Source organism: Rhodopila sp., from assembly GCF_035548235.1.
Classification (GTDB): domain Bacteria; phylum Pseudomonadota; class Alphaproteobacteria; order Acetobacterales; family Acetobacteraceae; genus Rhodopila.
In genome coordinates, this window is record NZ_DASZTJ010000190.1 from 37477 (window position 1) to 51452 (window position 13976).

14 protein-coding genes are annotated in these 13976 nt (G+C 68.5%); 9 read left to right on the forward strand and 5 right to left on the reverse strand.

What is annotated here, in order from left to right; genetic code table 11:
• The first annotated feature begins 29 nt into the window (after positions 1 to 29).
• The 4 genes from VHB27_RS15635 to VHB27_RS15650 all read left to right on the forward strand — a co-directional run bounded on the left by VHB27_RS15635 (position 30) and on the right by VHB27_RS15650 (position 4777).
• Complete coding sequence (locus VHB27_RS15635) at positions 30 to 1112, forward strand: BMP family ABC transporter substrate-binding protein (RefSeq protein WP_325602071.1); 1083 nt, start codon at positions 30 to 32, stop codon at positions 1110 to 1112.
• A 40-nt stretch (positions 1113 to 1152) separates the two neighbouring features.
• Entirely contained in the window at positions 1153 to 2691 is a 1539-nt protein-coding gene (locus VHB27_RS15640) for an ABC transporter ATP-binding protein (RefSeq protein ID WP_325602073.1), read from the forward strand.
• Positions 2692 to 2769: 78 nt separating this feature from the next.
• Positions 2770 to 3843 (forward strand): ABC transporter permease, encoded by a 1074-nt coding sequence (locus VHB27_RS15645; protein ID WP_325602075.1) that lies wholly within the window; start codon positions 2770 to 2772, stop codon positions 3841 to 3843.
• Positions 3844 to 3853: 10 nt separating this feature from the next.
• Positions 3854 to 4777: an ABC transporter permease gene (locus VHB27_RS15650; RefSeq protein ID WP_325602077.1), complete on the forward strand. Its 924-nt coding sequence runs from the start codon at positions 3854 to 3856 to the stop codon at positions 4775 to 4777.
• Here VHB27_RS15650 and VHB27_RS15655 read toward each other — a convergent pair whose 3' ends face one another.
• The 5 genes from VHB27_RS15655 to metX form a co-directional block, all read right to left on the reverse strand.
• A complete protein-coding gene (locus VHB27_RS15655; protein ID WP_325602080.1) occupies positions 4778 to 5656 on the reverse strand; it encodes a glutamate cyclase domain-containing protein in 879 nt (292 codons plus the stop codon). It lies immediately after the preceding gene.
• A 4-nt stretch (positions 5657 to 5660) separates the two neighbouring features.
• Entirely contained in the window at positions 5661 to 6452 is a 792-nt protein-coding gene (locus tag VHB27_RS15660) for a putative hydro-lyase (protein WP_325602083.1), read from the reverse strand.
• Between the two features lie 199 nt (positions 6453 to 6651).
• On the reverse strand, positions 6652 to 7671 hold the full coding sequence (locus tag VHB27_RS15665; RefSeq protein ID WP_325602085.1) for a TonB family protein: 1020 nt from the start codon (positions 7669 to 7671) through the stop codon (positions 6652 to 6654).
• A 23-nt stretch (positions 7672 to 7694) separates the two neighbouring features.
• Complete coding sequence (metW, locus tag VHB27_RS15670; protein WP_325602099.1) at positions 7695 to 8294, reverse strand: methionine biosynthesis protein MetW; 600 nt, start codon at positions 8292 to 8294, stop codon at positions 7695 to 7697.
• 35 nt (positions 8295 to 8329) lie between these two features.
• The gene (metX, locus tag VHB27_RS15675; RefSeq protein WP_325602087.1) at positions 8330 to 9487 is read right to left on the reverse strand and encodes a homoserine O-acetyltransferase MetX; all 1158 of its coding nucleotides are present in this window, start codon (positions 9485 to 9487) and stop codon (positions 8330 to 8332) included.
• Positions 9488 to 9701: 214 nt separating this feature from the next.
• On the opposite strand from metX, the gene VHB27_RS15680 reads away from it, so the two are divergent.
• The 5 genes from VHB27_RS15680 (at position 9702) to VHB27_RS15700 (ending at position 13892) form a co-directional block, all read left to right on the forward strand.
• The gene (locus tag VHB27_RS15680; protein ID WP_325602089.1) at positions 9702 to 10604 is read left to right on the forward strand and encodes a chorismate mutase; all 903 of its coding nucleotides are present in this window, start codon (positions 9702 to 9704) and stop codon (positions 10602 to 10604) included.
• A 14-nt stretch (positions 10605 to 10618) separates the two neighbouring features.
• A complete protein-coding gene (gene hisC, locus VHB27_RS15685) occupies positions 10619 to 11731 on the forward strand; it encodes a histidinol-phosphate transaminase (protein WP_325602101.1) in 1113 nt (370 codons plus the stop codon).
• Positions 11724 to 12611: a prephenate/arogenate dehydrogenase family protein gene (locus VHB27_RS15690; RefSeq protein WP_325602091.1), complete on the forward strand. Its 888-nt coding sequence runs from the start codon at positions 11724 to 11726 to the stop codon at positions 12609 to 12611. Before hisC ends, VHB27_RS15690 begins: the two co-directional genes overlap by 8 nt.
• Before the next feature lie 405 nt (positions 12612 to 13016).
• A complete protein-coding gene (locus VHB27_RS15695; protein ID WP_325602093.1) occupies positions 13017 to 13199 on the forward strand; it encodes a hypothetical protein in 183 nt (60 codons plus the stop codon).
• 132 nt (positions 13200 to 13331) lie between these two features.
• Positions 13332 to 13892: a VOC family protein gene (locus tag VHB27_RS15700; RefSeq protein ID WP_325602095.1), complete on the forward strand. Its 561-nt coding sequence runs from the start codon at positions 13332 to 13334 to the stop codon at positions 13890 to 13892.
• Positions 13893 to 13976 lie beyond the last annotated feature (84 nt).

Sequence of the window (13976 nt, forward strand, 5' to 3'; positions counted from 1 at the left end):
AACCGCTTACCAAGGCCAGGGAGTTCTTCATGCACAGACGACAGTTCACCCGCCTCCTGGGCGCCGGCGCGGCGGTCACGGCCGCCCCCGCGATCATCCGGCCGGCCCGTGCCCAGGAGCCGCTGAAGGTGGGCTTCATCTATCTCGGGCCGGTGGGCGACTTCGGCTGGACCTATCAGCATGACATCGCGCGCAAGGCGTGCGAGGCGAAGTTCGGCGGCAAGATCAAGACGACCTATGTCGAGAACGTGCCGGAAGGCCCGGACTCCGAGAAGGTGCTGAACGACCTGGCGAACCAGGGCCACAAGCTGGTCTTCGCGACGTCGTTCGGCTATATGAACTACGTGCTCAATTCGGCGAAGAAACACCCCAAGGTGTTCTATGAGCACGCCACCGGCTATAAGCGGGCGGCGAATGTCGCGACGTACAATATCCGCTTTTACCAGGGTCGTTACGTCCAGGGCGTGATCGCCGGCAAGCTGTCGAAGGCCGGGATCGCCGGGTATGTCGGGTCCATTCCGGTGCCGGAAGTGGTGCAGGGCATGAACGCGTTCATGCTGGGCATGCGGTCGGTGAACCCCAAGGCGGTGCTGAAATTCGTCATGATCAACTCCTGGTACGATCCGCCGAAGGAAGGCGACGCGGCCAAGGCGCTGATGGACCAGGGCTGCGACATCATCACCCAGCACACCGACAGCCCGGCGCCGCTGCAGGCCGCCGCCGCCCGCGGCATCAAGGCGTTCGGCCAGTCCACCGACATGGCCAAGTTCGCCGAGGGCACGCAGCTTTCCGCCAGCACCGATGTCTGGGCACCCTATTACATCAAGCGCATCCAGGCGGTGATGGACGGCACCTGGAAGAGCACCGACACCTGGGGCGGGTTCGCCGAGGGCATGCTGCAGATGTCGCCCTTCACCAACATGCCCGACGATGTCGCCAAGCTGGCGGGCGCGACGGTCGAGGACATCAAGTCCGGCAAGAACAAGGTCTTCGTTGGCCCGATCTCGGACCAGGCCGGCGCCGTGAAGGTTCCGGCCGGAACCGTGATGGACGACGCCGCGCTGGGCTCCATGCAATGGCTGGTGCAGGGCATCGACGGCAAGCTGACCTGATGGCGGCGTCGCGCCGCCGTCTCCTCGATCCGAGGCACGCATGACCGATTCCGCCGCCGACCCGTTGCTGATCATGACCGGCATGACCAAGCAGTATCCCGGCTGCCTGGCCAACGACCATGTCAACCTGACGATCGAACGCAACCAGATCCATGCGCTGCTGGGCGAGAACGGCGCCGGCAAGTCGACGCTGGTGAAGACGATCTACGGCGTGGTCAAGCCGGATTCGGGTGAGATGATCTGGGATGGCCGGAAGGTCGCGGTGCAGAATCCCGGTCACGCGCAGCGGCTGGGCATCGGCATGGTGTTCCAGCACTTCTCGTTGTTCGAGGCACTGACAGTGGCCGAGAACATCGCGCTGGGCCTGGGTTCGGCCAAGGAACGCGCCGGCCTCAAGGAACGGATCGCTAAGGTTTCCAACGAATATGGTTTGCCGCTCGATCCGGACCGGGTGGTGCACGATCTGTCGGTGGGAGAGCGGCAGCGGATCGAGATCGTGCGCTGCCTGCTGCAGAACCCCAAGCTGCTGATCATGGACGAACCGACCTCGGTCCTGACGCCGTCCGAGGTACAGGCGCTGTTCGTCACGCTGCGGCGCCTGGCCGCCGAGGGCTGCTCGATCCTTTATATCAGCCACAAGCTGGAGGAGGTGCGGGCGCTCTGTTCGCACGCCACGATCATGCGGCTGGGCCGCAACGTGGGGGAGGTGGTGCCGGCGGAGAAGTCCGTGAAAGAGCTGGCGGAGATCATGATCAACATGGACCTCCACGCCCCCATCCGGCACACCGCCTCCGCCCGGTCTGAAACGCCCAGGCTGGTGCTGGATCGGTTGACCGTCCGTTCGCCGTATCATTTTGGAACCGACCTGAAAGACATCGCCCTGGCGCTGATGGGCGGAGAGATCCTGGGCATCGCCGGGATCGCGGGCAACGGCCAGTCGGAGCTGATGGACGCGTTGTCGGGGGAGATCCTGGCGGGACGGCCGGAGAACATCCTGATCGACGGCGTGCCCGCCGGGCACATGGGACCGTCGGAGCGGCGCAGGATCCGCGGCTGCTTCGTGCCCGAGGAGCGCAACGGCCACGGCGCCGTCACCACCATGACCCTGGCGGAGAACGCCTTCCTGTCCGGCCATGCGCGGGAGGCGCTGGTCCGGTTCGGCATCATCGACGGCAAGAAGACCCACGCCTTCGCCGATGACATCATCAAGCGCTTCGACGTGCGGACCACCGGCCCGAAAGCCGAGGCGCGCTCGCTCTCCGGCGGCAACTTGCAGAAGTTCCTGGTGGGGCGCGAGGTCTTGCAGAACCCCTCGGTGCTGGTGATCAACCAGCCAACCTGGGGCGTGGATGCCGGCGCGGCGGTGGCGATCCACGAATCGATCATGGCGCTGGCCCAGGCGGGCGCGGCGGTGATGATCATCAGCCAAGACCTCGATGAGATCTTCGTGCTGGCCGACCGGATCGCGGTGATCGCCGGAGGCCGGATCTCCGACCCGGTACCGACGGCGGACGCGACGGTGGAGTCGATCGGACGGCTGATGGGCGGGACGGCGGTAAGGGAGGCTGCGGATGCGTAAGGACCCGGCCCCGTCGATACCGATGCCTCGTGACGCGTGCCGCATGACCCTCGCCCCGCCGCACCGCGGAGGCCGCCCATGCTGAAGTTCGAACCCCGCGGCGCGGAATCGAAAGTCTGGCGCTATGCGTCCCCGGTCCTGGCGCTGGTCCTGACCGGGATCGTCACCGGCGCCATCTTCGCCGTCATGGGCCGGCCGCCGCTACAGACCGTCTATACGTTCCTGATCGTGCCCCTGGTCCAGCAGGACGGCATCGCCGCGCTGGTGGTCAAGGCGGCGCCGCTGATCATGATGGGGGTCGGGCTGTCGCTGGCGTATCGGGCGAATGTCTGGAACATCGGCACCGACGGGCAGTTCACCTTGGGCGCGATCTGCGGCGGCGGGCTGGCGCTGGCGTTTCCCGACGTGCCGGCCGTCATCCTCTACCCCGCGATGATGCTGCTGGGCGCCCTGGGCGGCGCGGCCAGCGGCGGGCTGGTCGCCTGGCTGCGTATCCGTTTCAATGCCAACGAAATCCTCACCAGTCTGATGTTCACCTATATCACCCAGTACCTGCTGATCTACCTCGTCACCGGCCCGTGGCGCGATCCGCAGGGGTTCGGCTTCCCGCAGACCGCGCTGTTCTCCGACAATGCCTCGGCGCCGCTGCTGGTGCCGGAGACCAACATCCATATCGGCATCCTGATCGCTCCGCTGGTCGCGATCGGATTGTGGTTCATGCTGGAGAAATCGCTTCTGGGCTTCCAGTTCCGCGTCCTGGGCCAGGCCACGCGGGCAGCGAAGTTCGCGGGATTCAGCGAGAACCGGCTGGTCTGGGTGGCGATGCTGATCTCGGGCGGCCTGGCCGGGCTGGCGGGCTTGTTCGAGGCGACGGGCACGCTGAACCAACTGACCACCAACCTCTCGCCCGGCTACGGGTTCACCGCGATCATCGTCGCCTTCCTGGGCCGCCTGAACCCGCTGGGCGCCATCCCGGCGGGGCTGCTGCTGGCGCTGACCTACCTGGGCGGCGACGCGGCGCAGATCAGCCTGGGCCTGCCCAACGCGGTGACCGGGATCTTCCAGGGCATCCTGCTGTTCTTCCTGCTGGGCTGCGACATCCTGTTGCGCAACCGCATCCGCTGGGTCGCGCCCGCCAAGGCTGCACCATGAAGGTTGGCACATGACCGCCCTGCTCGTCGCTTTCCTGGTCAGCACCATCGCCGCCGCGACGCCCTTGCTGCTCGCCGCGATCGGGGAACTGGTGGTGGAGAAGACCGGCGTCCTGAACCTGGGCGTCGAAGGCATGATGCTGGCCGGCGCCATCGCCGGGTTCGCCACGGCGAACGAGACGGGGATCACCTCGCTGGGCGTGCTGGCCGCGATCGTGGCGGGAATGCTGCTGGCGCTGGTCTTCGGCGTGATCTCCCTGACCTTGCAGGCGAACCAGACCGCGACGGGCCTGGCGCTGACGATCTTCGGCCGCGGCTTCTCGGCGCTGGTCGGGGCCAAGTATGTCGGCATCCCGGCGCCGACGCTGCCGAAGCTCCATATCCCCGTGCTGTCGGACATCCCGGTGCTGGGACCGGTGCTGTTCGGCCACGACATCCTGGTCTACGCGGCGTTCGTGCTGCTGGCGCTGGTGGCGTGGTGCATAAGGTCCACGCATCTCGGCCTGATCATCCGCGCGGTGGGGGATTCGCACGACGCGGCGCATGCGCTGGGCTATCCGGTGATCCTGATCCGTTACGCAGCCGTGGCGTTCGGCGGTGCGCTGGCGGGGCTGGCCGGCGCGTATATGTCGCTGGCCTATACGCCGCTCTGGGCCCAGGACATGACGGCGGGCCGAGGCTGGGTGGCGCTCGCGCTGGTCACCTTCGCCGCGTGGCGGCCGTTCTGGCTGCTGATCGGGGCATGGTTCTTCGGCGCGCTGATGTATCTATCCCTGTATGTGCAGGCGTTGGGCGTCTCGATCCCGTCGCCGCTGCTGTCGGCGATGCCCTATATCGGCACCGTGGTCGTGCTGGTCTTGATCTCCCGCGACGCGCGCCGCATCCGCCTGCATCGCCCTGCCATGCTGGGGCGGCCGTTCCAAGCGCGCGCCTGATCACCCCAGCAGCGTGGTGATCGCCGCCAGGACCGTGTGGTGCGTCGCCATGTCGCGCGAGTCGATCGTGGCCACGCGGGACAGCGTCACCCCATCCACCGCCGGCCCGTCCGCGACCATGGCGGCGACGATCGCCGCGTCCAGCCCCGGATCGAGCAGCCCGCGCACGTGCCGCCAGTCCGGCCGCAGCACCGACAGCGCGGCGAGCACGCCGTACGCGCCCCAATGGGACACGCCGGCCGAGACGAGGTGTTCCGCCGGCACCACGCAGCCCACCGTCTCCCCCAGGGGCACATGTTCGGCGATCAGGGCAGGCGGCACGGCACCCATGCCGATCTCGTTGCCGCCGTCGCCGATCGCGACGGTGCGCCATGGGCCGGCGGTGAACAGGCGGTCCAGCGGAGCGACGTAATCCGTCAGGTCCCGGCCGCGCATGTTGCGGGGAATCCCGTCGGCGGCAGGGCCGCAACGCTCGATCGCCAGGGCGACGTCGATCCCGGCGTCCCGCCAGGCGGCGATGACTTGCGTGGCGTCGCCGCCGGGGGCGACGCCGTCGACCGGAACCGAACCGACGCCCGCGGCGTGCAGCGCGACGGTGCAGGCCTGGGCGCAGATCGTGTCGGTGGCGACCCGGCAGGTCACGCCGGCATCGAAGAAGGCGCGCGCCAACAGGGCGGCGCCGGCCGGCCCGTCGGTCTCGGCGGCCGGCGGGGTGGCGCCGGGGACGAAGAAGCCGGTGATGATGCCGACGCCGCGGGCCCGCGCCAGCGCCGCGGCGGCCCCGCGCAGGCCGCCTTTGGTGGCGGCGAAGACAGCATCCATGCCGCGGCCGACATCGCGATGGAGTTCGGCCTCGATCCGGTCGATCAGGTCGGACAACCGGTTACAGCGCGGCGAGGGACGTGTTCTTCAGGTCGGTGATCAGCATGCTGCCCGGTGCGTGGGTGATGCAGAAGTCCGGCTTCATCTGCGCGATCACCGCCTGGGGCGTGACGCCGCAGGCCCAGAACACCGGCAGTTCGTCGGCCGCGATGGGAACGGCGTCGCCATAGTCGGGCTTGTTGATGTCGGCGATGCCGATCATGTGCGGCAGGCCGATATGCACCGGCGCGCCGTGGACCGAAGGGAACCGGCTGGTGATCTGCACCGCCCGGATCGCGTCCTTTGGCTTCAGCGGGCGCATCGAGACGACCAGCGGGCCATGGAACGGGCCGGCCGGCGTGGTCGCGATGTTGGTGCGGTACATCGGCACGTTGGAACCGCAGGCGATGTGGCGGACCTCGATCCCGTCCTCGATCAGCGCTTCCTCGAAGGAGAAGGAGCAGCCGATGGCGAAGCTGACCAGGTCGTCGCGCCAGACATCGCGGACGTCGGTGGGTTCGGCGACCATCTCGCCGTTGCGCCAGACGCGGTAGAGCGGCAGGTCGGTGCGGATGTCGAGGTCCTGTCCCAGCGTCGGGAAAGCGGGCGACCCGGCTTCGGAGACCGCGAGCACGGGGCAGGGCTTGGGGTTGGCCTGGGCGAAGCGCAGGAAGTCGTGGGCGAGGTCTTTCGGCAGGATCACCAGGTTGGCCTGGACGTTGCCGGGGGCGAGGCCGGAGGTCGGGCCGGTAAAGCCGCCGGTGCGGATCCGCAGACGCTCCATGGCGCCGAGATTGCCGATACGGTCGTTCATCGCAGGCCCTCCTGGGGGTTGGCGTGGGTAAGGTAGTGCGGATCGGCCGGTGCGGGAAGGCGTTGCGTCCGGTTTCGCCAGGCGTGGCTGTCATCCCCGCCGCCCATGGCGGAACCAGCCCGACTGCCTACGGCGGAACCAGCCCGACCGCCCATGGCGGAACCAACCCGACTGCCTACGGCGGAACCAACCCGACCGCCTATGGCGGAACCAAAATGTACCGCATCGTGAAGTTGAACTCGATCGGGTCGTCCCCCGGCGTCGGCAGCGGCGGGATGTGCGCGTCGCGGAACAGCGCGACCAGCGCCAGGTCCAGCCACTGGGAGCCGGATTTGCCGATCAACTCGACCTCTTTCACGTGCCCGAAATGGTCGGCGACCACGTGGACCACGGCGTCGCCCTGCTCCCCGAAGCGGCGGGCCCGTTCGGGGTAATAGGCGTGCTCCGCGACCCATTGGCTCAGCAGGTTCGCCCAGTCGGGACCGCCGTCCTTGTCCGACCCGCGCGGAGCATTGTTCAGCACGCCGCGGATCGCAGGCCCCAGCGTCATGTCGATCGACCCGAAGCGGCGGGCGGTGCTGCCGGGACGCGATCGGGACGGTGCCGGGGCGGCCGGGCCGCCGAAGCTGAAGTTCTCCGGCGCCGGGAATTCGGAACTGTTGGCGGGGGGTCTCGGCCTGGCTGCCTCCCGCGCCGGCGGCGGGGCGGGCCGAGGCACGGGACGGGGTTGCGGCCGGGGCGGGGCGGGTGGGGGCGGCAACGGCAGCGGCGCCTCGGGAACCGGCACGACCGGCGGGACCGCCGCGGTGGAGGGCGGACTGGGCGCCGCGGGCGGAGGCTGCGGCGGCGCTGTTTCCTTAGGCGCCGATGGGGGAAACGCGGTCTGCGGCAGCGGCGCCGGCGGCGGTGGAGGAGGGGGCAAAGGCGGCGTCTGGGGTGTCGGCGGCGTTGCCGGTGTCGGCAGCCCCGGGGTCGACGGCTTTTCGCCCAACGGGGCTTTCGGCCTGTTCGGCGTCGCGGACAGTGTCGGGTTGGGGACGGACGGTCCCTCCTTCCGTCCACTCTGGAACACCATCGCCACCGGGGAGGGCGGCGGCAGTTCCTCGGGCACCTCGGGTTTCGGCAGCGCCAGCAGCAGCCACGCGAACACCGCCGCGTGGATCAGCAGCGAGACGACCGCCGAGGCGCTCAGGCGCCCGCGACGGAACCGCCGGCGCACCAGAAGCGGCCGGCGCGCCTTGCTTATCGGCGTCGCAGCAGGAACACGCCCTGCTCTCCGAACAGGTTCGCCAGCCATGAATTCCGTCGCCAGGGTGAGCGTCGGCCCGCATCGTCAGCGGCCAGCCAGCGCTCGACGCGATAGCCCTCATCCTCGCACAGCGCGAAGAAGTCGCGGATCGTGCAGGGGTGGATGTTCGGCGTCTCGTGCCAGGGCCTGTCCCAGGTCGCGGTCATCGGCATCCGGCCGGTGGCCAGCAACTGCCAGCGTACCAGCCAGTGGCCGAAATTGGGGAAGCTGACCACGGCGCGGGTGCCGATGCGCAGCATCTGGGCCAGCACCACGCGCGGCCTCTCCACGGCCTGCAAGGCCCGCGACAGGACGACGTAGTCGAACGCGCCGTCCGGGTAGTGCTCCAGGTCGATATCGGCGTCGCCGTGCATCACCGGCAGGCCATGGGCGACCGCGCGCGTGACCTCGGCCATGTCGATCTCGATGCCGCGCGCGTCGCAACCCTTGGTCTGGAACAGGTGGTCGATCAGCGTGCCGTCGCCGCAGCCGATGTCCAGGACGCGCGATCCCGGCTCGATCATCCCGGCGATCAGCGCCAGGTCGACCCGCATGTTCTTGGCGACGAAGCGGACAGGGTCCAGCGTGCTCATGCGCCCAGGCTCGCATGCACCGCGCAGCCGCGCAGGAAGCCGGCCAGGGTGCGGTGGAAGTCCGGTTCGTCCAGCAGGAACGCGTCGTGCCCCTTGTCGGTCGGGAACTCCACGAACGACACGTTCGCCCCCGCCCGGTTCAGCGCCCGAGCGATCGCTCGGCTCTGGGATGTGGGGAACAGCCAGTCGGAGGTGAAGGAGGCCAGCAGGAACCGCGTCCGCGTCCCCTTGAACGCCGCCGCCAGGTCGCTGCCGCAATCGGCCGCGAGGTCGAAATAGTCCATCGCCCGCGTGATCGTCAGGTAGCTGTTGGCGTCAAAGCGCTGCACGAAGGTGCTGCCCTGGTGGCGCAGGTAGCTCTGCACCTGGAACATGCCGCCGAACAGGTCGATCGCCTCGGTCGGGTCCTTCGGCGCGTTCTGCAGGCGGCGGCCGAACTTCCGGGTCAGCGCTTCCTCGGACAGATAGGTGATGTGGGCGCACATCCGGGCGACCGCCAGGCCGCGGGCCGGGATGCGGTTATCCTGCCAGTAGCGGCCGGCCGCCCAGTCGGGGTCGGCGAAGATGGCCTGCCGCCCGACCTCGTGGAAGGCGATGTTCTGCGCGGTGTGATAGGACGCGGTGGCGATCGGCATCGCCGCGAACAGGGCATCCGGATACAGCGCCGCCCATTGCAGCACCTGCATCCCGCCCATCGATCCGCCGACGGCGGCGAACAGGCGCTTGATGCCCAGGTGCTCGACCAGGCGCTTCTGCTGGCGCACCATGTCGCGGATGGTGACCGGCGGGAAATCCGTGCCCCAGGGATCGCCGGTTTCCGGATTGATGCTGAGCGGACCGGTCGTGCCCATGCAGCCGCCCAGCACGTTGGCGCAGATGACGAAGAACCGGTCGGTGTCGAGCGGCCGGCCGGGGCCGACGACCGTGGTCCACCAGCCGGGCTTGCCGGTCAGCGGGTGGGTCTCCGCCGCATACTGGTCGCCGGTCAGCGCGTGACACACCAGCACCGCGTTCGATTTGTCGGCGTTCAGCGTGCCATAGGTGCGGAAGGCCACGGTATGCGGGCGCAGGACCGTCCCGCACTCCAGCGCGAGGCCGTCGTCGAACGTGACATGCGTATGCCCATCCGAAGCGCGTGTGACAGGGTGATCCATGGCGGGCGTCTGCATAGGTCGCAAACAGATGGCGAGCAACCGGCCCCGTGCAATGGCGGCGGGGCGACGCGGGTTGAAAAGCGTGTCGGAACGTGTCTGCGTTGCCCCGGCATGGGTTTGCAGACCGGCCGGCTTCCGCTAAGTCTGCGCCCCCCAACCCGGTGACAACCCACCCGGCGAAAGCCCGGATGGTGAAGCCCCAACGGCGAAAGTAATGTCAACGTCCATCTCCCGCACCGATGTCCCGCAGGACGCTGCCTCGGCGAAATCCGAGGAACCCGCGCCCCAAGATGGTTGGCGTAGCGGCGGCCTGCCGGCGCTGCGCGCCGAACTCGACCGGATCGACGATACGATCCATGACCTGCTGATGGAGCGTGCCGGCGTCGTCGAATACGTGGCGCGCTCCGGCAAGCCCGCCGCGTTCCGGCCGGGGCGGGAGGCGTCGATGCTGCGCCGGCTGCTGGGCCGCCACAGCGGCGCGCTGCCGCCGGTGACGCTGGTGCGCATGTGGCGGGAGATGCTGGCAGGCACCACCGCGATGCAGGGCGGGTTCTCGCTGGCCGTGGGCGACGCCGCCCCGAACACCCCGCTGGGGCAGTTGGCGCGCGAGCATTTCGGCGCGCTGACGCCGCTGCGGCTTTACGGCAGCGCCGGGCAGGCGATGGCGGACACCAGCCAGGGCCATGCCGCGGCCGCCGTGCTGCCGTTCCCGTCGGACCACGAGACCTGGTGGATCTCGCTGCTGCATCACGAACCGCGGCTGTATGTGAACGGCCTGCTGCCGTTCTGGCGGCCGCGGCCCGAGGGGCTGTCCGACGTCCGCGCGCTGGTGGTCGCCCCGACGCCGCCCGACCCCAGCGGGCAGGACCGGTCTTACCTGGGGCTGGAATGCGACAGCGACGTCAGCCGCACGCGCCTGTCGAGCGAGCTGGCAGGGGCGGGGCTGAAACCCGAGATGATGGTGCTGGTGCGGCCGAACGGAAGCTCGGTCGCCTATGTGCTGGTGGAAGTGGATGGGTATCTGATGGACGACGACGCGCGCCTGAGCAATCTGGGATCGGTCCTGCGCCGCCCGGTCGTGCTGGGCAGCTACGCGGAACCGGTCGGGGGCGCGTGATGACCAAAGGCTCCATGACGGGCCCGTCGCCGCGTCCCGAGATCCTGACGATCCACCCCTATGTCGCGGGTGAGTCGGACATCCCGGGCTTCAACCGCACCGTGAAGCTGTCGTCCAACGAAGGGGCGTTCGGCGTGCCGCCGGGCGCGCGCCGGGCGATCCAGGATGCCGCCGAGGAGGTGTTCCGCTATCCCGACGGCAGCGCGAAGCGGCTGCGGGAGGCGCTGGGCCGCCGCTGGGGGCTGGATCCCGGCCGCATCGTCTGCGGCGCCGGGTCCGACGACCTGCTGTACCAGTTCTGCCTCGCCTATGGCGGACCGGGGCGGGAGATCGTGATGTCCGCCCACGGCTTCTCGATCTACCACATCGCCGGGGCCTATGCCGGCAGCACGGTGGTCAAGGTGCCGGAGCGGAACATGACCGCCGACCTGGACGCCATGCTGGCCGCCGTCTCGCCGGCCACGCGCGTGATGTTCCTGGCCAACCCGAACAACCCCACCGGCTCCATGGTCCCGGCCGAGGACGTCGCGCGGTTCCGTGCCGCCCTGCCGCCGAACGTGCTGCTGGTGCTGGATGCGGCCTATGCCGAGTATGTCACGCGGCCGGACTACGATCCGGGGGTGAAGCTGGTCGACGCCACCGACAACACGGTGATGACGCGGACCTTCTCCAAGATCTTCGGGCTGGGCGGGATGCGGATCGGCTGGTGCTATGCGCCGGCCGCCGTGGTCGACGTGCTGGACCGGGTGCGCGGGCCGTTCAACGTCTCGGTCGCCGCGCAGGCCGCCGCCATCGCCGCCCTGGCGGAACCGGGCTGGGTGGAGAAGGGCCGCGCGCACAATGCCGAATGGCTGCCGAAGGTGACGGCGGGGATCGAGGCGGCGGGGCTGAAGGTCTGGCCCAGCGTCGGCAACTTCGTGATGGTCGACCTGGAAACGACCGAACGGGCGAACGCGGCGGATGCGTATCTGCGGTCGAAAGGCATCATCGTGCGCAAGATCGGCGGCTATGGCCTGCCGCAATGCCTGCGCGTGACCATCGGGACGGCCGAGGAGAACGAAGCGGTGATCGAGGCGTTCACCGGCTTCGCCAAAGGGTCGGCCCAAGGGAGCGCCGGGCGTGGCTGAACCGCTGTTCAAGCGGCTGACCCTGCTGGGCATCGGCCTGATCGGGTCCTCGGTCGCGCGGATCGCCCGCCAGCGCGGGGACATCGCGGCGGAGGTCGTCGTGAATGCCCGCACGCAGAAAACCCTGGACCGCGTCGTGGAACTTGGCTTCGCCGACCGGGTGGAGATCGATCCCGGCAAGGCGGTGGAGGGGGCGGACTGCGTGATGCTGTGCGCACCGGTGGGGGCGTTCGCCGAACTGGCGGCACAGATCGCCCCGCATCTGGCGCCGGGCACGATCCTGACCGATGTCGGGTCGACCAAGCAGTCGGTGGTGCGCGACATCGGGCCCCTGGTGCCGGAGACCGTGCATTTCGTGCCGGCGCATCCTATTGCTGGAACGGAACATTCCGGTCCCGATTCAGGTTTCCCGGAGCTGTTTCAAGGCCGCTGGACGCTGATCACGCCCCTGCCGGGTACCGACGAAGCCGCGGTCGAGAAGATCGCCGAACTCTGGCGCCGCTGCGGCTCCCTGGTCGAGCGGATGGAGCCGGCGCATCATGACCGGGTGCTGGCGATCGTTTCTCACCTGCCGCACCTGATCGCCTTCACGATCTGCGGCACGGCGGACGACCTGGCCGACGAGACGCGGCAGGAGGTGGTGAACTTCGCCGCCTCCGGCTTCCGGGACTTCACCCGCATCGCCGCGTCCGACCCGGTGATGTGGCGGGACATTTTCCTGAACAACCGGGAAGCGCTGCTGGAGATGCTGCAGCGCTTCATGGAGGACGCGCAGGCGATGGCGCGCGCGGTGCGCTGGGGCGACGCAGCTTACATCGAGGACAAGGTCGAGCGGGGCCGCAAGATCCGCCGCAGCCTGATCGAGCGGAAGCAGGCCTAGGGGCCTTCCTGCCTCATCGTGGGGCGGGCGTGAGTCGGCCGGGATGGCGGTCGCGCTCTCGACATGGCCAGCGTTGCGCCCACGGATTTCTCTTTACCAGGACTGCAGGTCGTGGACGGTCGACCCAGGTCCGATCGCGACGGAGAACGGTCCGTCCCGTTCAGGGTGGGCGCCCATGCGGTCAAGCCAAGCCATGACGCGTGGGAACGAACCCGCCGCGCGCCGGTCATACGCAGGCGAATACTACGGGCCTGTGGTGCCGCCATGACGATGCGTTCATGCGACGATTCGTGACCGAACCTCGAAATCTTGCCCCTTGCCGGGCAACTTTAAGACACAATTCATTTCCAACCTGCATCCCGACAGAGCCTATATATGTTTGCGTTCGAAGGGGATGTGCGAACGATGTATGAGATCGCGGAAAGCACGCTGACATTGGCGACCCTGCTGCGCGACCCGCTGGTGCAGCTTGTTATGCGCAGCGACAACGTGTCCGAGAAAGACCACGCCGAACTCCTCTACAGGGTCAAAGGCACGCTGGAGCTTCGGTCTCTGACGGTCGATCCCACCTTCGAGGTGATGCACTGACGCGCCGCTTGCCGCCGTCCCGCCGGATCGTTGCGTAACGGTCTGCCGGCGGACGGCGGGACAGGCTGCCTCTTGCTCCCATGCCGCAACCGTAGTCACACTGGCCACGGGATATAAGCAGGGAGAAACTCCATGGCTAAAAGCAAAGGCTATCTGCGCCACGTCGCGCTGAGCGTCGCCGATCCGTGGGAGACTGCGGAGTTCTACAAGGAAATCGCCGGCCTGGAGGAGGTCGCCGAAATCGACGGCGAGCTGGCCGAGGGCGTGTTCCTGACCGACGGCGTCTGCAACCTGGCGATCCTGAAGTTCAAGAGCGACGAGGCCGCCCAGGGCACCGGCAAGGATTTCATCGGCCTGCACCATATCGGGTTCTGGGTGGACGACGTGGTCGAGTCCGGCAAGATCTCCCGCGCGGCCGGCGGCCGCTGGATCATGGGCGATCCGAACAACCCGGACGGGTATGAGGTCAAGCACCTGGACCTGTCAGGCATCATCTACGACATCGCGGCGCATGGCTGGGCCGGCGCACAGAAGCGGCCGGGCGAGGCGGAGAACGTCGTCCATCCCAACCCGCATCGCCGCCTGGCCAAGTTCGATGAGCGCCGCGAGGCCGCTCGGAAGAAGATCGCGGCGAAGAAGGCCGAGATGGCCGCCAAGGGCGATCCGATGGCGCATGCGCAAGTAGCGGAATAGGCCGCGTCACCGTGACTCGAACGATTTTTCCCTGGCCGATGCAGCCGTTGCCTACCCGTCATGGCCGGGCTTGTCCCGGCCATG